Consider the following 21,018-nt stretch of genomic DNA (forward strand, 5'->3'; position numbering starts at 1 on the left):
CCCTCAGGGTGTGATTGACGCGAAACTGCTCCGTGAGAACCCAGATATCGTGCGTGCGGCCCTGACCAAGCGCGGCGAAAGTACGGACCTGGTCGACCAGATCCTGGTGGCCGACAGTGAGCGTCGATCGTCCATCTCCGCCTTCGAGGCGCTCCGGGCCGAGCAGAAGACGCTCGGCAAGCAGGTCGCCCAGGCCAAGGGCGACGAGCGGACCGCGCTGCTGGAGCGGACCAAGGCGCTGGCCGCCGAGGTGAAGGCCAACGAAGCCGCCGCGAACGAGGCCGGGAACCGCTTCGACGACCTCTCCCGCGCCCTGCCGAACCTGGTCTCGGACCAGGCCCCGGTCGGTGGCGAGGACGACTTCGTCCTGGTCGAGGAGGTCGGCAAGCCGCGCGACTTCGCCGCCGAGGGCTTCGAGCCCCGCGACCACCTCGAGCTGGGCGAACTGCTCGGCGCGATCGACATGGAACGCGGCGCGAAGATCTCCGGCTCGCGGTTCTACTTCCTCAAGGGCGCAGGCATGCTGCTCCAGCTCGGCATGCTGCAGTTGGCGATCCAGCAGGCGGTCGAGTACGGCTTCACCCCGATGATCACGCCGACACTGGTCAAGCCCGAGGTGATGGGCGGCACCGGCTACCTGTCGGCGCACGACGACGTCTACCGGCTCGAGGACCCCGAGCTGTACCTGACCGGTACGTCGGAGGTCGCCCTGGCCGGTTACCACATGGACGAGATCCTCGATCTGTCCGGCGGCCCGATCCGGTACGCCGGCTGGTCGTCGTGCTACCGCAAGGAGGCCGGGTCGCACGGGAAGGACACCCGCGGGATCATCCGTGTCCACCAGTTCGACAAGGTCGAGATGTTCTCCTACTGCAGCCTGGACGAGGCGGACGCCGAACACCAGCGGCTGCTCGGCTGGGAGAAGGAGATGCTCGACAAGATGGAGCTGTGCTACCGGGTGATCGACACCGCGACCGGTGACCTCGGCGTCTCGGCGTACCGGAAGTTCGACTGCGAGGCGTGGGTGCCGACGCAGGACCGCTACCGCGAGCTCACCTCGACGTCCAACTGCACGGACTTCCAGGCCCGCCGGCTGAACATCCGGCATCGCGACGCCGACGGCAAGACGCAGCCGGTCGCGACGCTGAACGGCACACTGGCCACCACCCGCTGGATCGTCGCCATCCTGGAGACCCACCAGCTGGCCGACGGCTCGGTCCGGGTGCCGACCGCGCTGCGCCCGTACGTCGGCGGCCGCGAGGTTCTCGAACCGGTTGCCAAATGACAGTGCTGATGCCGCGCCTCCGGCGCGGCGGGTCATTGGGCTGTAACTCCCGGCCTTCCCTCGTCGCTCCGGTCGCTTCGCTCCCTGCGCTCCTCAGTCCAGGCCGGGAGGCCCAATGACCGGCGGCCCGCGGCCGACGGCCGTTGCCCTGGACATCGATGGCACGCTGATCGACCACGACGAAGGGCTGTCGCCCGCGGTCGTCGACGCGGTCCGGCGGACCGCCGCCCAGGTGCCGGTGATCCTGGCGACCGGCCGGGCCTGGTCGACCACCAAGCCGGTGGCCGAGCGGTTCGGCCTGCCGGCCGGCGGATTCGTTGTCTGCAGCAACGGTGCGCGCACGCTGCGGTTCCCGGACGGGAAGGTCGTGGACGAGCGGACCTTCGATCCGACGACCGTGATCGCCTCGGTCCGCAAGTACGCGCCGAACGCCCGGATGGCAGTCGAGGAGTACGACGGCAGCTACCTGGTCACCGAGCCCTTCCCGGACGGCGATCTCGGCGTCGGAGCCAGGATCCGCGTGGTCAGCGACGACGAGCTCGCACCGGAGCCCGTGACGCGGTTGATCATCCGCGACCCGGAGCAGTCCGAAGCGGACTTCGTCCACCTGGCCGAACGCCTTGGTCTGCATGGTGTGAGCTACTTCGTCGGCTGGACGGCGTGGCTGGACATCGCGCCTGAGGGAGTCGACAAGTCGACCGGGCTGAAGGTGGCGCTGGCGCAGTACGACCTCGATCCGTCCGGCCTGGTCGCGATCGGGGACGGACGCAACGACATCGAGATGCTGACGTACGCCGGTCGCGGCATCTCGATGGGGTCCGCGCCGGACGAGGTCAAGGCCGCGGCCGACGAGGTGACCAAGTCGGTGCAGGACGACGGCGTCGCCGCAGTGCTGAACCGCTGGTTCTGACCAAACACTTGACAGTTGTCAAGCGCAACCGAAAACTTGACAGTTGTCCAAAGCAACCGAAAGGCCCGGAATCCCTGTCTGCACAGGGATTCCGGGCCTTCGCTGTCAGTGTCCGATAGTCCGCTGGCGGGCCGAGTATCGGATCAGGCGACGCGGCTGCTGCCGGTCCGGCGTGGCTGGCACTGCTGGTGGTCGATGACCGTGTCGAATGCGTCGAGCACGGCGCTGACCTTCGGACGCGGCCGTGGCGTCTTGGCGGCCGGGCTCTGCCCGCGGCGGGCGCGGCGCAGGTGACGCTTCACCGTCGACAGCGAGCAACCCAGCCGCATGGCCAGAGATTCCAGGCTGTCGTTCGGGTACTGCGTCCGCAGCCGCAGCACCTCTTCGTGGCTGACCGGCCGGCGGGTGCCACGGGCCCCGGCGAGCTGGTCGAAGTCGTCGGCCTGGACCTCGACGTCGAGCAGGTTGCGGATGGAACGCCGTTGTGCGGCAGTGGTTCCGGCGACGAACCCGCTCACGTCGTGCTCAGCAACGGCGCTGTACAAGCAGTCGGTGAACAACGGGCACGAGGCACACAAGGCCTTCGCCTCGCGGACGAGCTGTTCGTACCGCTCCCGGGTGCGACGGGTGGCGGACGCGGGCGGCGGCTCTTCCATCAGGCGGTGCTGGAAAATCTCCGGTCGGGCGATGCAGCCGGTCATCGCCCCTTCCCTGATGGAAGCCGTGTCGACAGCCGCTCGGGAGCTGCTGCCCCCCGGCCCCGCTAGATTGGCGCTGTTGACGATCATCAAGGCTCCCCAAGTATCAGGACCCGAGTGAACGAACGGTGAACGACGTTCGGCCATACGAATCCACTAGCTGATGGACCGGCGAACTTTGTTGCCGACCCACCGTGTCGTCCCGGGCGCGGGACGCACCGATCCATAACTGTTGACGCCGCTGCTGCGGTTTTGGTTGCAGCCAATTCCGCATCAGTTCTTCGACGTTTCTGTGTGCTTCCGGTGGTGGGGCTGCATCAGTCGCGCTGATCCAGAACAGGCTTACGACGCGGTCGAATCGCCCCCGGTTCCCCGCCAGACCACCGCATGAAATCATGTGCTCCCCGCGCTGCGCAGGGGAACTTGCTGCCTTTGCAGCATCCTGCCGTAACGGTCTGATGACGTTGTCAAAAGCTCAATCAGAAAGATCAGAAACGTCTGAAACCGATGTCCAATGGCTTGCGCCGGAGGTGGTCGGAGGAGTAATGAACCCGCCGGATACGGTAGCTGTGTGACCGCCGCCGAACTCCCTCGCCTGATCGCCACCGACCTCGACGGAACGCTTGCCCGCAGTGACGGAACCATCTCGGCGCGGACCCGCGCGGCGGTGCTCGGCGCGCAACACGCGGGGAGTGTTTTCGTGATGGTCACCGCGAGGCCACCTCGCTGGTTGCACGACCTGTCCGACCTGGTCGGCGATCACGGTGTCGCAATAGTTGCCAACGGCGCCATTCTGTACGACGTCGAGCGCCGCAAGGCGATCCGGACCCGGTTGATCGAGCCGGGCGTCGCGCTCGACGTCGCGCGGGCGATCCGGTCGGAGGTTCCCGACGTGCAGTTCGCCATCGAGCGATCGAACCGCTACGGACAGGAACCGGACTACCTCAATCGATGGCCGAAGCCCGAAGACACACTGGTCGCTGCTGTCGAGGTGCTGCTGTCCGAGCCGGCCGCGAAGCTGCTGGTTCGCCATCCGAGCTGGCACTCCGACGAACTGCTCGCCCGGATCGGTCCGGTGGTGGGCGATCGGGTGACCGCGAGTCACAGCGGTGGTCACGGGTTGGTGGAGATCTCCGCCAACGGTGTCTCGAAGGCCGCGATGCTGGCCGATTTCGCTGCCGAACAAGGGATCCCGGCCGCTGCGACGATCGCCTTCGGCGACTCGATCAACGATCTGCCGATGCTCGCCTGGGCCGGTACGTCGTACGGCGTGGCCAACGCGCATGCCGAGGTACTGGCCGTCGTCGACGTGGTGTGCCCGGCAAACGACGAGGACGGCGTCGCCGCCGTCCTCGAAGAGTTGCTTCAGCCTTTGGAATAAGGCGTTTACAGATACATCCCGCCGCTGCCCGGGCCGTCGGTGGTTCCGGCCTGCGGCGCACCGGGGAAGCCGGGGCCGTCTTCGGGTGGCAGCTGCTGGCCGCCGGGCAGTGCGCGCCGCATCTGCTCCAGCTGCTGACGAGCCGCCATCTGCTGAGCGAACAGCGCCGTCTGGATGCCGTGGAACAAACCTTCCAGCCAGCCGACCAGCTGCGCCTGCGCGATCCGGAGCTCGGCGTCGGTCGGAGTGCTGTCGTCGGTGAAGTCGAGGCTGAGTCGCTCCAGCTCTTCGACGAGCTCCGGCGCCAGGCCGGACTCGAGCTCCTTGATGGACGCCTCGTGGATCGCCTTCAGTCGCTGCCGCGATGCCTCGTCGAGAGGGGCGGACTTCACCTCCTCGAGCAGGTTGCGGATCATGTTCGCGACCCGCATCACCTTGGCCGGCTGCTCGACCAGTTCGGTCACCGACCGCGGTTCGTCGTGCTCGTCGTCGCCACGGTTGGAGCGCGGCGGCCCCTCGACAGCCATTCCGTCCGGCCCGACGATCAGCACCTTGCCGTCCTCGGTCCGCGCCCCGGTCATCGGAACTCCCTGGCCCTCGCTGCTGCTCTCGGTCATCTGTCCATCCTAGGCCGGTCGACTGAACCTACGACCCGTCCGGTGGTCCTACGATGCGCGGGCGCGATGCCGTCGGACGGCGTCCCGGTTGGCGCAGGCGGGGCTGCAATAGCGCTGACGGCCGGTCCGTGAAAGGTCGGCGTACACCTTGCCGCAGCCGTCGGCGGCGCAACGGCCGAGCCGGCTGATGCCACGGCCCGCCAGGTGGAGCGCCGTACCCGTGCTGATCAGTGTCGCGACGAGCCGGCCGACCGGGACCTTGTCGGGCCGGTAGTGCATGTGCCAGCCGTCGCCGGCATGGTTCGTCAGGCGCGGATGCTCGGTGTACTTGGCCAGCATCGCGTTGATCAGATCGACGCGGGTCTGCTCGTCCTTCGCGTCCACGACCGCGAGCCATTCGTCGAGCGCGACGCGAACGGCCGCCAGGTCCGCGGTGGTAACGCGGCGCTCACGGACCAGGCGGCTCTCGACCCCGCTTTCCTCGCAGCGCTCGGCCAGTTCCTCGGGGGTGGTCGCCGGCCGGGTAGCCAGGTTGACCGCGAGCAGGACCGCGTCGGCACCGTAAGGGTTGAGATGCATAATGGCATTACATCACCATGGATCCCATGACAGTCAACCTCGATGCCCATCGACACCGCTGGAGTGTGGTGTCCTCCCATCAGGTCAGCGAAGGCCTGGTCGTGTACCAGCGGTGTGCCTGCGGTCAATGGAGAGTCACCAGCACACCGCCGTACGCCGTCGCCCACCCCGAGGTGGCCCGAGTGGGCTAGTCGATCCGGCGATGCCATGCTCGTCGCGGCGGTGTGCGGCTCAGCGTAGCGAGGTCGTTGCCGTCGACAAGTATTTCGCCGCTGGTCGGCTGGTCGAGTCCACCGGCGCAGGTGAGCAGGGTGGACTTCCCGGATGGGCGGTCAAGGGAGCTGTCTAGTCCTCGCGGATCAGACGCCGGACCAGTTGCGTGGTGATGGCGTCGACGTCGTACGGGCGGCCGGAGCCGGGGGTCAGCTGGTCGAGGACGAGCCCGTCGACGGCGAAGCGAAGCAGGCGAACCTCTTCGGCGCCGCCCGGGAGACCGGCGTTGACGTGGAATGCGACGTCGGCGTCGAATCCCTGCCGGAGTGTGCGGGACAGGATCTCGTCCAGGCCGGGGCGGCGCGCGGCCTCGAGGCGGAGCTCGAACAGGGCGAGGGAGAGTTCGGGGCGGCCGAGAAGGCGTTCGACGATGTAGCGCACGTAGTCCACGACCAGGTCGATGGTCGGCTGGCGGTGCGAGAGTGGCTCGAGGACGGCTTCGTCCGGCGTGAGCCGCTCGAAGACGCGCTCGCCGAGTGCGCCGAGCAGTGCGTCGCGCGTACGGAAGTAGTTGGACGCCGTGCCGGCGGGGAGTCCGGCGGCGGCGTCGACGGCTCGATGGGTCAGGCCGCGGGCGCCGGCTTCCGCGAGGACGGCGAGGCCGGCGTCGGCGAGTTGAGTACGGCGTTCCGTGTTCCGGGGCACGTTGACAACGCTAGCAGAGTTCTACTACAACTGTCGTGCACAACAACAACAGCTGTAGTAGTCAGGAGAACGTATGCATCCCGCCGCTTTCGGCGCGACCGTGGTCACCGACCGGACGGCGGAGGTCGCCGCCTTCTACCAGCAGCACCTCGACCTGCAGATCACCCTGGACCTCGGCTGGTTCATCACCCTGCGCCGGGGCGAGGCCGACTGGGAGCTCGCCATCTGCGAGCGCGGGCATGCGACGGTCCCGGCCGCCGTGTCCGCTGCCACCGAGAGCACGAGCGTCTTCGGCTTCATCGTCGACGACGTGGACAAGATCGCCGCCGCGCTCACCGAGGCCGGCGTTCGGTTGGAGACCGAGCCGGTGACCGAGGTCTTCGGCCAGCGGCACTTCTTCGTCCGCGACCCCGAAGGCACCTGGCTCGACGTCATTCAACTGGTCGAACCCGACCCGGCCTGGCTGGCCGCCAACCTGCCGACAAGCTAGAGCGTCAGCAGGATCTTGCCCAGATGATTGGACTGTTCGAGGTCTTGGTGGGCGCGGGCGACCTCGGCCAGCGGGTAGGTGGCGTGGACGATCGGTCGGACCTTCTTCTCGGCGATCAGCGGCCAGACGTGGCCGACGACCTCGGCGAGGATGCGCCCCTTCTCCGCCACCGAACGGACGCGGAGGCCGGTGCCGGTGATCGAGCCGCGGCGGCTCATCAGCCGGCCGAGGTCCAGTTCGCCCTTCGTGCCGCCCTGCATCCCGATCACCACCAGGCGCCCGTCGTACGCGAGGGTCTTGACGTTGTCGGTCAGGTACTTCGCGCCCACGATGTCGAGGATCACGTCGACCCCGGCGTTGCCGGTCGCCTCCTGGACGACCGACGCCCACTCGGCTTCCTTGTAGTTGATCGCGACGTCCGCGCCGAGCCGGGTGCAGAACTCCATCTTGTCGATGCTGCCGACCGTGGTCAGCACCCGAGCGCCGTGCGCGACCCCGAGCTGGATCGCCATCGAGCCGATGCCGGACGAACCGCCGTGCACCAGCAGCGTCTCGCCGGACTTGAGGTGCGCGGTCATGAACACGTTCGACCACACCGTCGCGACCACCTCGGGCAGCGCCGCGGCACTGACCAGGTCGAGCCCGTCGGGCACGGGCATCACCTGCGGCACCGGTACGGCGACCTTCTCGGCGTATCCACCACCCGCGAGCAGCGCGCAGCACTCGTCGCCGACGGACCAGCCCTCGACGTCGGCGCCGACCGCGGAGATCGTGCCGGACACCTCGAGCCCGATCGTCCCCGGCGCGCCGGGCGGTGGCGGATAGAACCCCTGCCGCTGCATCAGATCGGCCCGGTTCACACCGGCCGCGACCACGTCGATGACAACCTCGTCCACGGCCGGCCGCGGGTCCTCGATCTCGCCGACCGTCAGGACCTCGATCCCGCCGGCACCCTCACACACGACAGCTCGCATGCTGCACACCGTACCCTCAGCGATTCACCAGCTCAGCAAGCTCGGCGGCGATGCTGTCGAGATGAGTGGTCTCGCCGATGGACTTGAACCAGTCCCAGAGTTCGAGCGAGTGGTAGACGCGGTACAGCAGGATCCGGTCCTCCCAGTCCTGCGGCAGCGCGCCGTACCCCTCGATCAGGCCGGCGAGCTTGTCGGCGTTGCCACGGATCGAGTACGACGCTGTCTTGGCGAGGTCGATGAGCGGGTCGGCGGCGATCGCGTTCTCGACGTCGATGAACCCGGTGACGCGCCAGGTCTCCGGATCAACGAGGACGTTGCCCTCGTGGAAGTCGTTGTGGCACAGGACTGGTGCGTGGTTCGCCGCGAACAGTCCGCTGTGCTCGTCGACGTACGCGCGGATTGCTTCGTGCAATCCTGGATCCCCGGCGAACTCGTCGAGCTTCTTGGTGAACTGCCTCCGCATGTACTGGTCGTTGTCCGGCAGCGGATCGAGGATCCGGTCGGTGAGATATCCGTACGCCGGCTGCGGGATGCGGTGGACACGGGCGAGCAGTTGGCCGAGTTCGACGTACGTCGCTCGCCAGTCGGGCGGATCGGTCTCGGACAGTGGTACGCCGTCGAGCTTGGTCAGGACGGTGAAGGCGTCGTGGTCACCGGCCGGCTCGGCGTGGACGACCCGTGGGATCGAGCCGTCCAGCTCCTTGGCCAGCCGGCCGTAGATGTGTACTTCCTTGGACTGCTTCCAGGCCCACTCGGGTGCGTAGACCTTGACGATCAAGGGGTCGGCGTCGGTTCGTCGTACCTCGAAGACTGTGCTTAGTTGGCCGCCGGTTCGCTGGACGACTTCGGCGACCTCGCTGTCCGGGCAGGCTTTGGCGACCATCGCTGCGATATCCACAGCCTCACGCTAGGAGCCGCGTCCAGCGGTTTTCAGTCGTCTTCAGTCGTCGAAGTCTGCCCAGGTGTCGACATCGTCGCCGGCCCGGGTCGGGTTGGACCAGGCGAGGTCGAGGCCGGCGAGCGTTCGTCGTACCGACTTGTCACTGGGGTCGCCGACGCGCGCGATCGCTTCGGCCAGAGCGGTCCGGCGGTAGGCGGCCGCGAGTTGCTGCTCGCGGGCGTCTGTGTCGCGCAGGCCGTATCCGTCGTGGTCGCCCAGTCCGTTGAGGAGTGTTGTGACGTCTTCCTTCGTCAGCCAGGGGAGGTCGCAGCTCAACAGGACAACGACCGGAGTGGTGCCGTGGCTCAGCCCAGCCGCGATCCCTGCAACCGGACCACCGGACGGTGGATCCTCAACGGTCCAGTCGACCGGGCGGCAGGTGGTGCGGACCGGGCCGACCACCACGGTCGACACCGCGTCGGCAGTTGCCGTCAGCACCCGATCGAGCAGTGTGACTCCGTCCAGCACCAACATCGCCTTGTCCACGCCACCGAACCGCGTCGACCCGCCCCCAGCAAGCACCACCGCGTCGAACTCCACGACAGCAGTCTCGCCGGGTCGGTCCTTCTGGACCAACTCTTCCCGCCTCTTGCGCACTCCCTCGACAGCAGGTCCTCACATCGCGCGGGGTTCAAGCCCGGATCTGCGGCACCATGGAGGGGTGAAGATCGCCGTGGTGCAGACCGCCAGCAGCAACGACAAGGCCGCCAACCGCGACCTGGTGACCCGCGTCGTCGCCGACGCGGCTCAGGGCCGGCCGGATCTCGTCGTCCTCCCGGAAGCGATGATGTCCGACTTCGCGGTCGAAGGCGGCTCGGTGGCCGAGGCCGCGGAGGCCCTGGACGGGGAGTTCGTGGACACGCTGCGGAAGTGTGCGGTCGAGCACGGTGTGGCGATCGTGGCGGGCATGTTCGAGCGCAGCTGCGACCAGCACCGTCCCTACAACACGCTGCTGGCGGTCGGCGCGGAGGGATCGCTGCTCGGCGCCTACCGGAAGATCCACCTGTACGACGCCTTCGGCTACAAGGAATCGGATCAGCTGACCGCGGGCGATGTCGCACCGGTGGTCGTCGGCGTCAGCGGCATGTCCCTGGGCCTGATGACTTGCTACGACCTGCGCTTCCCCGAGCTGTCTCGCGCTCTGGTCGACGCCGGTGCTGAGGTGCTCGTCGTACCGGCCGCGTGGGTCCGTGGCCCGTTGAAGGAGCACCACTGGACCACTCTGCTTACGGCTCGGGCTGTGGAGAACACCTGTTATGTGGCGGCCGCTGCGCAGAACGGGAAGAAGTATTGCGGGCTCAGCCAGGTCATTGATCCACAGGGCATCGCTGTGGTGTCAGTCGGCGAGTCGGATGGGCATGCGGTCGCGGAGGTCTCGGCCGAGCGGCTGGCCGACGTACGCCGACGGAACCCCTCGCTCGAGAACCGCCGTTACACAGTCACCCCGCGCTGACGCCCGAGGCGCGGACTAGGCCGTATCTGATCGCGGCCGAGCGGTTAGCCTCCAGGGGTGCTGGATGGGTTTGATCTGGAGCATCACGGCGACCTCGAGGTCGGCGACGGGTTGGTCGATCTCGCGGTCAATGTGCGGGCGGGGACACCGCCGCCGTGGTTGGTCGACGAGATCACGAGCAGTCTGTGCGACCTCGCGTCGTACCCGCGGCAGGACGCGGCGGTGGCGGCGGTCGCCGCACGGCACGGCGTAGCGCCGGATCGGGTCCTGCTGACTGCGGGGGCCGCCGAGGCGTTCGTGCTGATCGCGCGGGCGTTCCGGCCGCGGCATGCGGTAGTGGTTCATCCACAGTTCACCGAACCCGAGGCGGCGTTGCGATCCGCCGGGCATCTGGTCGACCGGGTGATCCTGCGGCCGGAGGACGGGTTCGTGCTCGATCCACGCGCCGTGCCGGCCGACGCTGATCTCGTTGTCATCGGCAATCCGACCAACCCGACGTCCGTGCTGCACCGGGCGGACGACCTGCGCGAACTCGCGCGGCCCGACCGGATCCTCGTCGTCGACGAGGCGTTCATCGACGCCGTACCGGGCGAGCCCGAGTCGCTCGCCGGCGCGTCGATCCCGGGCCTCGTGGTGATCCGCAGCCTGACCAAGACCTGGGGACTGGCGGGGCTGCGCATCGGGTACGTCCTCGCCGCACCCGGATTGATCGAGCAACTGGCCGCCGTCCAGCCGCATTGGCCGGTGTCCACTCCTGCACTTTCGGCGGCGATTGCCTGCAGCAACGAGCGTGCTTTGTCCGAGGCAACAAGTGCGGCGTTGGACATCGATCGGCAACGTGTCCATCTGCTTGACAATCTTGGTTCGGTGAGTGGGCTGTCGACGTACGGCGTGGCGCGGGGACCGTTCGTACTCGTGCAGGTCAAGGGGGGCGCCGTACTGCGGGAATCCCTGCGGGACAAGGGGTTTGCGGTCCGGCGGGGTGATACGTTTCCTGGGCTCGGGCCGGATTGGCTGCGGATCGCCGTACGGCCGGCCGATGTGACCGATGCGTTTGTGAAGGTACTGCGCGACCTGACGGATTGACTGATTTGTGCACTGCATTCCCACCGAGTTGACGCTGTAACTTCAGCGAGGTTCAGTGCGGCTCCACTGTGCGCACAGGATGACCACAGCCTCGCGAGCAACGAGCGCCCCGAGTCAGGTAAGCCTCCCGTCGACGAAGTTATGGGTCGATGCGATGGTCGGACTTGTGGGTGCCGTAGTAGGTGGATTGGCGGGACATGATGTCGCGCATGGGGGTGCCGCGGGGGACGCCGTAGACGGTGCCGGGAAAGTCCAGGTCGCGTTGGAGTTCCCAGAGCTCCTCGTGCCGGTCGGGTGAGAAGAGCTGGGCTGGGTTGCCGGCCGCGATCCATCCGATCGGGAGGACCGTGCCCGGTTCCAGGCGCGAGTTCACGTGCAGCACGCTGTTGATCCGGAGCTCCGCGCCCGCGCCGGCGACGGAACCAGGGAACAACGCTGCGCCCGTGGCGATGAAGACTTCGTCCTCGACCGTGGCGCCGTTGACGTGTGCATGGGGACCTACCAGGACCGCGTCGCCGACCAGGGCGGGATGGTCTGCCCGGCCGCGTACCAGGGCGTTCTCCATCACCACACTGTTCTCACCGAGACGGACCTCGCCGTTCTCCGCCGTCAGCACCGCACCGTGCAGGACTCTGCTGCCCTCGGCCAGCACGACGGCTCCGCAGAGCACGGCTGATGGGGCGACGTAAGCGGATTCGGGCACGACCGGTCGCCGGCCGCGGTGTTCGAGCAGCATCAGCTGTCCTTCCGTTGAGCATCACCTCATCTTCCTCAGCTGTACCCCGTTTGGTGAGCGGATTCTCCACTGCCCGGGTCCTCACAACCCGGGCGGCGGCGTCCGGCGGCCGTCCACATCGGAGGTGGGAGGCTCGGTCGACCGGACGATCCGGGGTGGAGAACCGCGAACGCTGCAAACATTAGAACAGATGTTCGATCAGATGCAATGCATCCTGACGAGTCAAATACCCGAGATGTTGGCCGCCCGGCGGTTGCGCGTGCGGGGCTGCGCGGGCTGGGGTGAGGCGGGCTATTTCAGGTGTTCTGGGCGGATGCCTAGGCCTATGAAGCGGCCGGTTAGGCGTGTCAGGGGTGGGAGTGCCCGGAGGAACTTTGGTGTCTTGGGATCGGCTGACGTAGAGGCGGCGTACAGGGCTTTCGTGGCGGCGGCTTGGAAGCGCTGGGTTACGAGCGTCGGGAAGGTGCGGCGGCGTTCGATCCTGCGAAGGGTGTGGGTGGTGACGCGGCCGCGGTGTAGTGCGGGGGCGAGCAGGTTGGCGCTGGCTACGGCGTCCTGGATTGCCAGGTTGATGCCTACTCCGCCGGCTGGTGACATGGCGTGGGCGGCGTCGCCGATGAAGAGGAGGCCGGGGCGGTACCACTGCGTCAGGCGGTCCATTCGGACGCCGAGCAGGTGGACGTCGTCGAAGCTCCTCACCTCGTCCACGCGGTCGGCCGGCAACGGAAGGAGTGCGGCGATGCGGTCGCGAAAGGGCTGGATGCCGTCGGCTCTGATGGCGTCGGCTCGGCCCTTCGGGAATGCGTAGGCCAGCTGCCAATAGGTGCCGCGGTCCACGGCCACCAGTGATCCGCCGCGACCACTCTGGAAGAACGGCACAGACTCATCGGCACGGCGTGAGACGCGGAACCAGAACACGTCGACACCCGGCGCTACCGCGCCCGACGTCAACCCGGCGATCTCTCGCAGGACGGAGTCGCGGCCCTCCGCAGAGACGACTAGTTCGGCACGCAGCTCGAGTGGGCCGGTAGTCGTTTCCGCGCGTACGCCGATCACCTGGCCGGCCGCGGTGATCAGGTCGGTTGCGGTGGTGCGCCGGAGTAGGCGGAAGGCGTCGTACTCAGATGCCTTCTGGGCGAGGAAGTTGAGGAACTCCCACTGGGGCATGAACGCGACGTACGGCAATCGCACGGGGAGGTGGCGGAAGTCGGCGACGGTCACTGGGCCGTCCGGCGTGCCCATGGTGACTCGGTCCATGCGTCGATGCGGCAGGGCGAGGAATTCGTCTGCCCAGCCGAGTTCGTGCATCAGTTCGATGGTCGACGGGTGCACGGTGTCGCCGCGGAAGTCGCGGAGGAAGTCGGCGTGCTTCTCGAGCACGGTGACGTTCACGCCCTGCCGGGCCAAGAGGGCGCCGAGCATCAGACCGGCCGGCCCGCCGCCGACGATCGCCACAGTGGTCCACCCCGGCATCACACCGCAACGCTAGCTCCGGTCTGCGTCCACCGGCGCAGCTAGGCGCGCTGGGTTGCGAGGTGAGGGACCGCGCGGTCAAGGGCGAAGATGGAAGCACCGGCGACGAGGGCGACGACGGACACCGCCAGCCAGGGCAGCTCGTGATGGAGCTCGAAGAGCTGAGCGAAGAAGGCCGGAGCCAGAACGCTGGCGAAGGTGAAGGAGTACTGCCAGTAGGACAGGTACTTCCCGCGCCCGACCACCGGCGCCGCTGCCGCCGACACCGCGTTGTTGGTCGCTGCGTGCAGTACGTCGCCGAACGCGAAGCACGCCGTGGCCAGGACGAGCACGGGCACCACGAATCCGTCAGGGATACGCAGCAGCGATGCCATCAGCAAGCCCCACACTGCCCAGGCCACGCCGGCCACGGCCATCACATACATACGGCGTCGCCGTTCGGTGTGCCGAACTACGAGCGTCTGACCGGTCGCCAGTACGACGGAAGTCGCGGCCAGCAGGACGCCGACCAGCCACTTGGGCACCGGCAGCGCCTCAGTGATGTAAACGGGTAGTCCGACACCCATCGTCATCATGCACAGCGCCAGCAAGGTGTTGGCACCGATGAGGACCAGGAACGGCTTGTCCTTGCGCAGGAGCGGTGCCGGACCGGTGTCCTTGGCGGCCTCCTTGTGGTGCGACGGGTGCAGCCGCAGCAGGAGGAGACCGGCCACGAAGAAGGTCACCGCGTTGATTGCCATGGCGATCAGGAACGGCGTGTCGCCACCCATGGCTAGCAGGGCACCGGCCGCCAGTCCACCGAGGGCGAACCCTCCCGCCTGCATCATGCCGCCCAGACCGAACCACCTGTCGCGGTCGCCCTCGTCCGCGATGTCCGCCAGCAGACTGAAGATCGCCGACCAGAACGTTCGCTGACCGGTCGTCATGACCAGTGCGCAGAGGAACAGCAACCACTCCGATCGCCCGAAGAAGAAGCCGGTGAACGCGAGGCCCTGTGCGAACTGCGCGCCGATCACCAGGTTCCGCGGCCCGACTCTGTCGATCACCATCCCCACTGCGGCCGGTGCGGTGATCGAGAAGAGTGTCGCGACGGTCAGCAGCAGTCCGGCTGTTCCGAGCGGGATGTCGGCGACCTTGATGAAGTAGAGGAGGAGGAGCGGACCCGCGCAGCCGCCACCGAACGAGTCGATGGCCAGTGCGACCAGCAGCGGTTGGCGCCCACGGACGTTCGGGAGGCCGAGGGATGTGGCTGCGGGCATGACAGAGTGCTCCCATCGCATCGACTCGGCGACCACGAACATAGCAACCGTTTGCCGATAGCCCCAGCGGATTTCAGTCCGCTGCGGGCACCCGCCGTACCGAGACATTCCGTAGCGGCCGCCAGGCGACGGCCGTCATCAGGACCATTGCGACGAACGCTATGCCGAACGGCGCGGCGAGTCCGAACCGCTGTGCCAGTACGCCGCCCAGCGCCGAACCGATCGCTGCGCCGCCGACCGAGGCCAGCAGGTAGACGCTGTTCACTCGGCCCATCAGTGGCTCCGGCGTCGCCAGTTGCCGTGCAGTGGTCGACACGATGCCCCACACCACCGCATGGACGCCGAACACAGCCATGGTCACTCCGGCGACCCACGGACTCCGGGTGAGCGCGAGTATCAGATGGACCGTCGTCTCGATCACCAGACCGGCGCGCAGCAGAGTCAGTGAGCCGACACGCGGTTCCAACAGGTGGTACGCCGGCATGCCGAAGACGGCTCCGATTGCGCCGACTGACATGAGTAGTCCGAACTGCGTCTCACTCAGACCGAGCCGCTCCCGGGCGAACAGCACCCAGGTCGCGAAGGCCGCGCAGAAGGTGATGTTCATGACCAGGATCGAGCACGCGAGCGTTCGTACGCCGGCGTGGTGCCACAGCCAGCGCACTCCCTCGCGTACTTCGCTCCAGATCGCCGTACCCGATGACTCCGGCAGTGGCGGCCGTACAGCGACCCGCGCGATCAGGGCGGCCGCGGCGGCGAACGTGACTGCGTCGAGGACCAGTGGGATGCCGGCCCCGACCGCGAACAGCAGTGCGCCGAGTGGTGGGCCGCCAAGCTGTTGCAGGACGGTGCCACTGGCAAACAGCCGCGCGTTGGCCCTGCCGAGGTGGGCTTTGGGTACGGCGCTCACCAGCAACGCACCAGATGCGTTGTCGGCCAGGGTTTCCGCCGTACCCAACAAGAACAGGGACAGGTAGATCGCCCAGAGTGGCGACGAGCCGAGCAGTACGGCGGCGCCGAGTCCGGCGAGCACCAGTGCGCGAAAGGTGTCGGCGGCAACGATCATCAGTCGGCGATCGAGCCGGTCGACGAGGGCACCGCTGAACAGGGCGAACAGTAACCACGGCAACTGCTGGACGAATGCGGCGGCGCCGACCGCGGCCGGTTCACTCGTGATCGAGGCGACCAGCAACGGGCCGGCGGCGAGCATGGCGCCGTCGCCGAGATTGGAGATGATCGCGGCCGGCCAGATCTTGCGGAAATCGGATCCGAGATCGGACGGCAGCAGGAACGTACCGAAGGAAGACATGCGAGGGCTCCAGAGGGCATGACGGAACAACCGGAACTGCCGGCGTGACGCCGGCGGTAGACCCGATCGGCTGCTCGGCAGCCGGCCGGATGGTCCGGTCAGCTGCTGGTCAGCGCGCCAACCGGACGGTGTGTGCCATGTCCTCGAACGACCGAGACATTGCCCTCACCTCCGTCCGTACCCCAGGCGGCCCGTCCGCCTGCCCAGGACCCTACCGGCCGCCACCTGCCCCCGCACTCCAGTTCCGGCCCGACCGGCTGCGCTATCCTCGACGATCGGCGACCACGTCGCCTGGAGGGTTCGCATAGTGGCCGAGTGCGCTGGTCTTGAAAACCGGTATGGCGGGTGACCGTCATCGTGGGTTCGAATCCCACACCCTCCGCTCACACGACCAGAAAACCGCCGGTGACCTGCGAGAACACGCTGCTGTCCCTTCACGCGGGTACCTGTCCGGTTGCGTCCGGCCAAGTCCGGCAAGCATCTGTTGATGTCGGCCATTCGTGCCCTATGCGTGCCCTCGTCACTCGTGTGCCCCAACACGCTTTCCAAGACCGCAATTCAATGTTCACGCATGTCCCAGGACCCTCCCTCTGAGCGTTGCCGGTAGGGGTTTGAACTAGGACGAACGGTCCCGAACTGTCGCGGATGAGACCCACATTGAGACCCTTCCTCGCCCGCCGCCCTATGTTCCAGCGCTTTCGGGCTGAAACATAGGGCGTGCGGGCGAGCCAGGCCGACGCAGGTCAGCAGTCTTCGGGGGCGGGGGAAACGTCCTTGCAGGTCACGTCATCGAATGCGGCAATGGTGGTGCTGAACCCATCAGCGTCGACCGGTCCGAGTAACGCCACTCCTGCCGGTCCAACCAGTGTCGGCGGAAGTGTCTGCATCACTGCCTTCATGGCGGCTCGTGCGGCCGGCGTACCGAACACATGCCTGCCCTGTACCGGGCATTTTGAAGATTCCCGGCAGTTACATCGCATGTCGGCTTCTTCGCCTGCACACACTCTCCAGACGTTCTGGCCGTCTTGAGATGCGCCGCGACGGTTGAGGCGGCCTATCTACGTGTGCGTCCATCTCTGGCTGCACAGATGGGGGCACCGCCCCGCGCCACGTCCGCGATCACTTCCCGAGTACGTCTGAGGCTTGACTATTTGATCCTGGTATGGGCAGCGCCCGGGAAGGGGGGTAGCGTGGCGCACGTGATGGGCAATCCCGGTCATCGTCTGCTTAGTGGCGTCGGTCCCAGACACCTTCGCTAGCAAGCTTCGAACGTTCTACCCGCACGATGCGATGACCCACAAAAGGGATGGGTGGTCAGGGGGAGCAACGGAGACGGGATCACTCAGAAACCGGACCAACGACAATGACCATACTTTGGGAGGGAGATTGATCCATGTTTAGGCACCTTGTCCGTATCCCGGTCGTCGTGGCGCTCGGGACGGTCCTTGCGACCGCCGCCCTAACTGCACCAGCGGTCGCGCAGGAGACGCCAATCATCACTGCCAGCCTGACCGGCGACGCAACGCTGGTCGCCAAGGGTGCCGCCGTCGACGTTCGAGTCCTCTACAGCTGTTCGTCGGACGCGACGTCCGCCCTCATCAGTGTCAGCCTGACTCAGCGTGTTGCCGGCGGTCGCCTGGCGAAAGGTTCCGCGTTCACCAGAGACCTTGTGTGCGACGGTGCCGAGCGGACCGCTACGGTCAGGGTGATCGGCGACGCCATCGCGTTTAAGAAGGGCGATGCCGCGGCGCAGGGGAGCATGGAGGCGTGCATCTCGTTCTGCAGCTTCGTCGCGCTCTCGGGCACGGTCCGCGTTCGTTAGGAACCGGCGGGCGAGCCAGGCCGACGCAGGTCAGCAGTCTTCGGGGGCGGGGGAAACGTCCTTGCAGGTCACGTCATCGAATGCGGCAATGGTGGTGCTGAACCCATCAGCGTCGATAACAGCCCCGGCAGCGTCGTGCCGTTGGAGGCGGATTTACAACAGACCAGCCTCTGCATGGCTCTCACCTGCACAAACTGGCGCGAACCACTCGTGATGGCGCAATCATGGCAAGCGACCCGATGGCGCGCCTCGACCACACACTTTCCAAGACCGCAATCCCATGTTCATGCATGTCTCAGGACGCTTCTTTCAGCGTTGCCGGGTAGGGGTGTGAACTGAGACGAACGGTCCCGAACTGTCGCGGATGAGACCCACATTGAGACCCTTCCCGCACCCGCTGCGCCTGGCTCTGAGAATGATGCACCGCTAGGGCTCCACAACGGAGCCGCTATCGGATGTACTTGCGTCGTGAATGCTACTGAGCCGCGACGATCGAGCATTGCAGGTCGATCGCGGTCAGCCTCCGCCGAGCGACGCGCAGCGCGAGCCGCGGAGCCATCCGGAAAACGTGAGATCAACTGGCAGTCTCTGCTGCAGCTCGGGGGTACAGCTGCCCTGTTGCTCTACCTCGTTCTGTCGATCTACTACGACAAGTTCTATTCGCGGCTCGGCATTGAGCCTGGCGACGTGGGGCTGGATCGCACTGCGATCGTGTCTCGCGCAGTCGCTGGCGTGATAGCGCTTCTGGGTCTCATCGTCGTTGTCTCGCTAGCCGTCGTCCTCTTCACTCTCATCGGCTGGGCATTAGGTTGGGTTGCCGTCTGGAGCTTCAGGAAACTGAAGTCACAACTGCCTCAGGGATCCCTGGAGGAGTTCGACAGCACCTGGGCCCAGGTGTGGGAACAGGCGTGGCAGCAGACATGGGTTCGCAGGTGGTTTGTGCGTTTTGAGTTCTGGGTTCCCCTTATGCTTCCCCCCATGTCTGTGCTCCTGCCAGCCGTGCTCGGTTCAGCAGGCTATCCCCGACCCAGCAAGTTGCAGCTCGCTATCCGGTGGGCTGTGTTCGGCAGTGTGGGACTGACCATCGCTGTTACAGTTGGTTGGGCCAGGGTCGAAAGGGCTGCTGATGCCGCCGCGGAGGGCCAAACGGTAACCCCGTTGACGTTCGCTGGAATTCGAGTCCTTGACATCAGATCACAGCCATGCACCGTTGAATGGCTCGGTAGCGCTAGCGTCCGGCCGGCAGCATTGAACTCGTCACGGCTTCGATGCCTTGGGACAGCCAACGGGGTGGCGATCTTCCGGGATGGCCGATCGACTATCAGTCTCCCAGCAAGCCAGATTGCAATCTCTCTGAAGTAGCCGAGGTCGCGTCGCTCGGCATCCCACCCATGGATGGCCGGCTACGCAGGCGGTCGACGGAAGGCCGACACCTTCCCAAACTCGTCGATCTCATTGCGCGACATCTGTCTGAGTGCTGACGCGTGAGCCCACCGTCCGGGGTCTAGAGGATGGCGTTCTAGGTATGTCACGTAGCCGTGCCAGCCATCGCTGGAGGTGCTGATGCGGATCTACGCCAAGGTTCTCGACGGCTTCGAGGAACAGGCGTTGGACCGCATCGAGACGGTGCTCGGAGGCTGACGACCCCATAGCGCGAGGTCGGCCTCAACCCGAGACCCTGGGTTGGGGCCGACAGCATTGTCTGAGGGCGGACTGAGCGCCCACTGCCCAGGCCGCCGGACGGCTTTAGTCCGCCATCCAACGACTCGTGCAGAGTGCGTCGTCCCGTCAGGCCAGATGTCAGTCGAATAGGAAGATGCGGACGGAGGAAGCGACGAAGAAGACAAGAAGCCAGAGCTCAGGCTCGAACCGCAAGATGGCTCCGGATCCGCTGCGCAGGCGATACGTTCCGAGGCCTGCGGCAATGTACAAATCCTCGTCGAGTTCTCCAGCCCGCCGCGCCAAGACTTCTTCGATTCTCGCTATTTCCCAATCAAGACGAACTCCGCGGACCTTCCAAGTTGCGAACAGCAATGCGGCGCCAAGTTGGAGTGGTATTACAACATAAACCGTCCCCGCGTCCAAGAAAGACAGAGCGACGAGCAATACCACGAACAGCAACCTAGAAGAAATTCCGACCGCTGAACGCTCTGTCAATGATGACTTGTGGCGTTGAAGCAGGAACGGCAAAACGTACTCGGCTGCGCTACCGCCACCCGCCATGCTCCATCAAGCCTTTCTCTGCAGGCCGGTTGCCAGGTCGATCAACACTGCGTCAACCCATTTCGTGCCGTCTGACGATTCTACCATAACGCATTGCCTGAATTTGATATCCGGCATTAATGGCCCCCGCGCGGCCTTGAAATGCAGGTCGAATGCCTGTCGATATGGCCGCTCGAACTTGGAATCCCAGGCGCCTGAAAGCTTGTCAATCTTATTCATGACAACGATCATGGTGCGCAGCCTGTTCTTCTTAGTTGACTTTCCGAGCCATCGCTGATCCAACAATTGCAAGAATTCAGTGAGCCATTTCGCAGACTCTTCACGTTTCGCCTTCGAAGCGCAGTCGAGAATAACGACCATAGCATGCGGTCGCTGCGCCACAACGATGTCCGTGATGTCAGCGTCTTGACCCGGCAAGTCAACGGCCGTCTTAATTGAAACGTTGAGGTTCTTGTTCGGTCCGAGGGCAAGATTGAACCGGGGACTCTCAAGAGCGTGATAAGTCTTCTGGTGTTCCTGCTCGTGCAGGAAGATGCCGAATTGTAAGTACTGTAGGAACGTGGTCTTCCCAGAAGCGCCCGGGCCAACGATCAGGACCGTCTGCCCGCGCAGCCACGAGCGAACGAGGCGAAGCCCAGCGGGGGCTCCTCTATCGATCACCAACTTAACCACCGCACCGGCTACCGCCCCAGTAACCGGATCTACGCCTGTCATGTCTATCCCCCTCGCACGCGTTCTCTAGCACACGCGGAATCGCGACCCCCACATCCCGCGGTCGTTGCTTACTATGCCATCGGCGGCGCGTCAGGCAGACAGAACACCGTGGCTGGAGGGCATCGTATCGACGGACCAGCCAGGTGTCTCC

21 protein-coding genes and 1 tRNA gene are annotated in these 21,018 nt (G+C 66.1%); 9 read left to right on the forward strand and 13 right to left on the reverse strand.

Translation table 11 applies throughout. The annotated features are described in order from the left end of the window. Positions 1-10: 10 nt before the first annotated feature. On the forward strand, positions 11-1,285 hold the full coding sequence (serS, locus tag OG558_RS12275; protein WP_405070330.1) for a serine--tRNA ligase: 1,275 nt from the start codon (positions 11-13) through the stop codon (positions 1,283-1,285). 115 nt (positions 1,286-1,400) lie between these two features. Then, positions 1,401-2,195: an HAD family hydrolase gene (locus OG558_RS12280; protein WP_405070331.1), complete on the forward strand. Its 795-nt coding sequence runs from the start codon at positions 1,401-1,403 to the stop codon at positions 2,193-2,195. 143 nt (positions 2,196-2,338) lie between these two features. Here OG558_RS12280 and OG558_RS12285 read toward each other — a convergent pair whose 3' ends face one another. Continuing rightward, positions 2,339-2,896 carry a WhiB family transcriptional regulator gene (locus tag OG558_RS12285; RefSeq protein ID WP_328525064.1) on the reverse strand — a complete coding sequence of 186 codons (558 nt, stop codon included), beginning with the start codon at positions 2,894-2,896 and terminating at the stop codon, positions 2,339-2,341. Positions 2,897-3,464: 568 nt separating this feature from the next. On the opposite strand from OG558_RS12285, the gene OG558_RS12290 reads away from it, so the two are divergent. Then, complete coding sequence (locus tag OG558_RS12290) at positions 3,465-4,274, forward strand: HAD family hydrolase (RefSeq protein ID WP_405070332.1); 810 nt, start codon at positions 3,465-3,467, stop codon at positions 4,272-4,274. Between the two features lie 5 nt (positions 4,275-4,279). Here OG558_RS12290 and OG558_RS12295 read toward each other — a convergent pair whose 3' ends face one another. Beyond that, positions 4,280-4,891: a bacterial proteasome activator family protein gene (locus OG558_RS12295; protein ID WP_329483345.1), complete on the reverse strand. Its 612-nt coding sequence runs from the start codon at positions 4,889-4,891 to the stop codon at positions 4,280-4,282. Positions 4,892-4,939: 48 nt separating this feature from the next. Next, positions 4,940-5,470, reverse strand: coding sequence for a CGNR zinc finger domain-containing protein (locus OG558_RS12300; protein WP_405070333.1), 531 nt, complete (start codon positions 5,468-5,470; stop codon positions 4,940-4,942). A gap of 26 nt (positions 5,471-5,496) precedes the next feature. Here OG558_RS12300 and OG558_RS12305 point away from each other — a divergent pair, with 26 nt between their 5' ends. Further along, positions 5,497-5,661, forward strand: coding sequence for a hypothetical protein (locus OG558_RS12305; protein ID WP_329483347.1), 165 nt, complete (start codon positions 5,497-5,499; stop codon positions 5,659-5,661). A gap of 154 nt (positions 5,662-5,815) precedes the next feature. On the opposite strand, the gene OG558_RS12310 is transcribed toward OG558_RS12305, so the two are convergent. After that, positions 5,816-6,388 (reverse strand): TetR/AcrR family transcriptional regulator, encoded by a 573-nt coding sequence (locus tag OG558_RS12310; RefSeq protein WP_405070334.1) that lies wholly within the window; start codon positions 6,386-6,388, stop codon positions 5,816-5,818. A 73-nt stretch (positions 6,389-6,461) separates the two neighbouring features. Here OG558_RS12310 and OG558_RS12315 point away from each other — a divergent pair, with 73 nt between their 5' ends. Next, positions 6,462-6,878, forward strand: a complete 417-nt coding sequence (locus OG558_RS12315) for a VOC family protein (RefSeq protein WP_405070335.1) — start codon at positions 6,462-6,464, stop codon at positions 6,876-6,878. On the opposite strand, the gene OG558_RS12320 is transcribed toward OG558_RS12315, so the two are convergent. From OG558_RS12320 to OG558_RS12330, 3 genes are read right to left on the reverse strand one after another with little or no spacing between them, the layout of a single operon-like run. Beyond that, positions 6,875-7,852, reverse strand: coding sequence for an NAD(P)H-quinone oxidoreductase (locus tag OG558_RS12320; protein WP_405070336.1), 978 nt, complete (start codon positions 7,850-7,852; stop codon positions 6,875-6,877). The two genes, OG558_RS12315 and OG558_RS12320, sit on opposite strands and share 4 nt — an antisense overlap. 16 nt (positions 7,853-7,868) lie before the next feature. Further along, entirely contained in the window at positions 7,869-8,750 is an 882-nt protein-coding gene (locus OG558_RS12325) for a phosphotransferase family protein (RefSeq protein WP_405070337.1), read from the reverse strand. Between the two features lie 42 nt (positions 8,751-8,792). Beyond that, positions 8,793-9,332: a molybdenum cofactor guanylyltransferase gene (locus OG558_RS12330; RefSeq protein WP_405070338.1), complete on the reverse strand. Its 540-nt coding sequence runs from the start codon at positions 9,330-9,332 to the stop codon at positions 8,793-8,795. Positions 9,333-9,453: 121 nt separating this feature from the next. Here OG558_RS12330 and OG558_RS12335 point away from each other — a divergent pair, with 121 nt between their 5' ends. Together OG558_RS12335 and cobC are read left to right on the forward strand one after the other, a co-directional pair. Beyond that, on the forward strand, positions 9,454-10,245 hold the full coding sequence (locus tag OG558_RS12335; protein WP_405070339.1) for a carbon-nitrogen hydrolase family protein: 792 nt from the start codon (positions 9,454-9,456) through the stop codon (positions 10,243-10,245). Between the two features lie 57 nt (positions 10,246-10,302). Continuing rightward, positions 10,303-11,331 (forward strand): Rv2231c family pyridoxal phosphate-dependent protein CobC, encoded by a 1,029-nt coding sequence (gene cobC / locus OG558_RS12340; protein WP_405070340.1) that lies wholly within the window; start codon positions 10,303-10,305, stop codon positions 11,329-11,331. A 139-nt stretch (positions 11,332-11,470) separates the two neighbouring features. Here cobC and OG558_RS12345 read toward each other — a convergent pair whose 3' ends face one another. The 4 genes from OG558_RS12345 to OG558_RS12360 form a co-directional block, all read right to left on the reverse strand. After that, on the reverse strand, positions 11,471-12,067 hold the full coding sequence (locus tag OG558_RS12345) for a gamma carbonic anhydrase family protein (RefSeq protein WP_405070341.1): 597 nt from the start codon (positions 12,065-12,067) through the stop codon (positions 11,471-11,473). A 291-nt stretch (positions 12,068-12,358) separates the two neighbouring features. After that, positions 12,359-13,540, reverse strand: coding sequence for an FAD-dependent oxidoreductase (locus OG558_RS12350; RefSeq protein WP_405072153.1), 1,182 nt, complete (start codon positions 13,538-13,540; stop codon positions 12,359-12,361). A 41-nt stretch (positions 13,541-13,581) separates the two neighbouring features. Beyond that, complete coding sequence (locus tag OG558_RS12355) at positions 13,582-14,799, reverse strand: MFS transporter (protein WP_405070342.1); 1,218 nt, start codon at positions 14,797-14,799, stop codon at positions 13,582-13,584. A gap of 73 nt (positions 14,800-14,872) precedes the next feature. Then, positions 14,873-16,108 (reverse strand): MFS transporter, encoded by a 1,236-nt coding sequence (locus tag OG558_RS12360; RefSeq protein ID WP_329483359.1) that lies wholly within the window; start codon positions 16,106-16,108, stop codon positions 14,873-14,875. Positions 16,109-16,401: 293 nt separating this feature from the next. Here OG558_RS12360 and OG558_RS12365 point away from each other — a divergent pair. Both OG558_RS12365 and OG558_RS12370 read left to right on the forward strand, forming a co-directional pair. After that, positions 16,402-16,490, forward strand: a tRNA-Ser gene (locus tag OG558_RS12365). 1,044 nt (positions 16,491-17,534) lie between these two features. Then, positions 17,535-17,930 (forward strand): hypothetical protein, encoded by a 396-nt coding sequence (locus OG558_RS12370; RefSeq protein ID WP_405070343.1) that lies wholly within the window; start codon positions 17,535-17,537, stop codon positions 17,928-17,930. Positions 17,931-19,730: 1,800 nt separating this feature from the next. On the opposite strand, the gene OG558_RS12375 is transcribed toward OG558_RS12370, so the two are convergent. Together OG558_RS12375 and OG558_RS12380 are read right to left on the reverse strand one after the other, a co-directional pair. Next, entirely contained in the window at positions 19,731-20,042 is a 312-nt protein-coding gene (locus OG558_RS12375) for a hypothetical protein (protein WP_405070344.1), read from the reverse strand. Positions 20,043-20,159: 117 nt separating this feature from the next. After that, the gene (locus OG558_RS12380; RefSeq protein WP_405070345.1) at positions 20,160-20,867 is read right to left on the reverse strand and encodes a Rab family GTPase; all 708 of its coding nucleotides are present in this window, start codon (positions 20,865-20,867) and stop codon (positions 20,160-20,162) included. Between the last annotated feature and the right edge of the window lie 151 nt (positions 20,868-21,018).

Source organism: Kribbella sp. NBC_01510 (genome assembly GCF_045040325.1).
Classification (GTDB): Bacteria; Actinomycetota; Actinomycetes; order Propionibacteriales; family Kribbellaceae; genus Kribbella.

Bases quoted from the DNA above. Each gene is read 5' to 3' on its own strand.
- OG558_RS12280 (WP_405070331.1), top strand. From the start codon at position 1,401: ATGACCGGCGGCCCGCGGCCGACGGCCGTTGCCCTGGACATCGATGGC.
- OG558_RS12285 (WP_328525064.1), bottom strand. From the start codon at position 2,896: ATGACCGGCTGCATCGCCCGACCGGAGATTTTCCAGCACCGCCTGATG.
- OG558_RS12295 (WP_329483345.1), bottom strand. From the start codon at position 4,891: ATGACCGAGAGCAGCAGCGAGGGCCAGGGAGTTCCGATGACCGGGGCG.
- OG558_RS12300 (WP_405070333.1), bottom strand. From the start codon at position 5,470: ATGCATCTCAACCCTTACGGTGCCGACGCGGTCCTGCTCGCGGTCAAC.
- OG558_RS12305 (WP_329483347.1), top strand. From the start codon at position 5,497: ATGACAGTCAACCTCGATGCCCATCGACACCGCTGGAGTGTGGTGTCC.
- OG558_RS12315 (WP_405070335.1), top strand. From the start codon at position 6,462: ATGCATCCCGCCGCTTTCGGCGCGACCGTGGTCACCGACCGGACGGCG.
- OG558_RS12320 (WP_405070336.1), bottom strand. From the start codon at position 7,852: ATGCGAGCTGTCGTGTGTGAGGGTGCCGGCGGGATCGAGGTCCTGACG.
- OG558_RS12345 (WP_405070341.1), bottom strand. From the start codon at position 12,067: ATGCTGCTCGAACACCGCGGCCGGCGACCGGTCGTGCCCGAATCCGCT.
- OG558_RS12350 (WP_405072153.1), bottom strand. From the start codon at position 13,540: ATGCCGGGGTGGACCACTGTGGCGATCGTCGGCGGCGGGCCGGCCGGT.
- OG558_RS12355 (WP_405070342.1), bottom strand. From the start codon at position 14,799: ATGCCCGCAGCCACATCCCTCGGCCTCCCGAACGTCCGTGGGCGCCAA.
- OG558_RS12360 (WP_329483359.1), bottom strand. From the start codon at position 16,108: ATGTCTTCCTTCGGTACGTTCCTGCTGCCGTCCGATCTCGGATCCGAT.
- OG558_RS12380 (WP_405070345.1), bottom strand. From the start codon at position 20,867: ATGACAGGCGTAGATCCGGTTACTGGGGCGGTAGCCGGTGCGGTGGTT.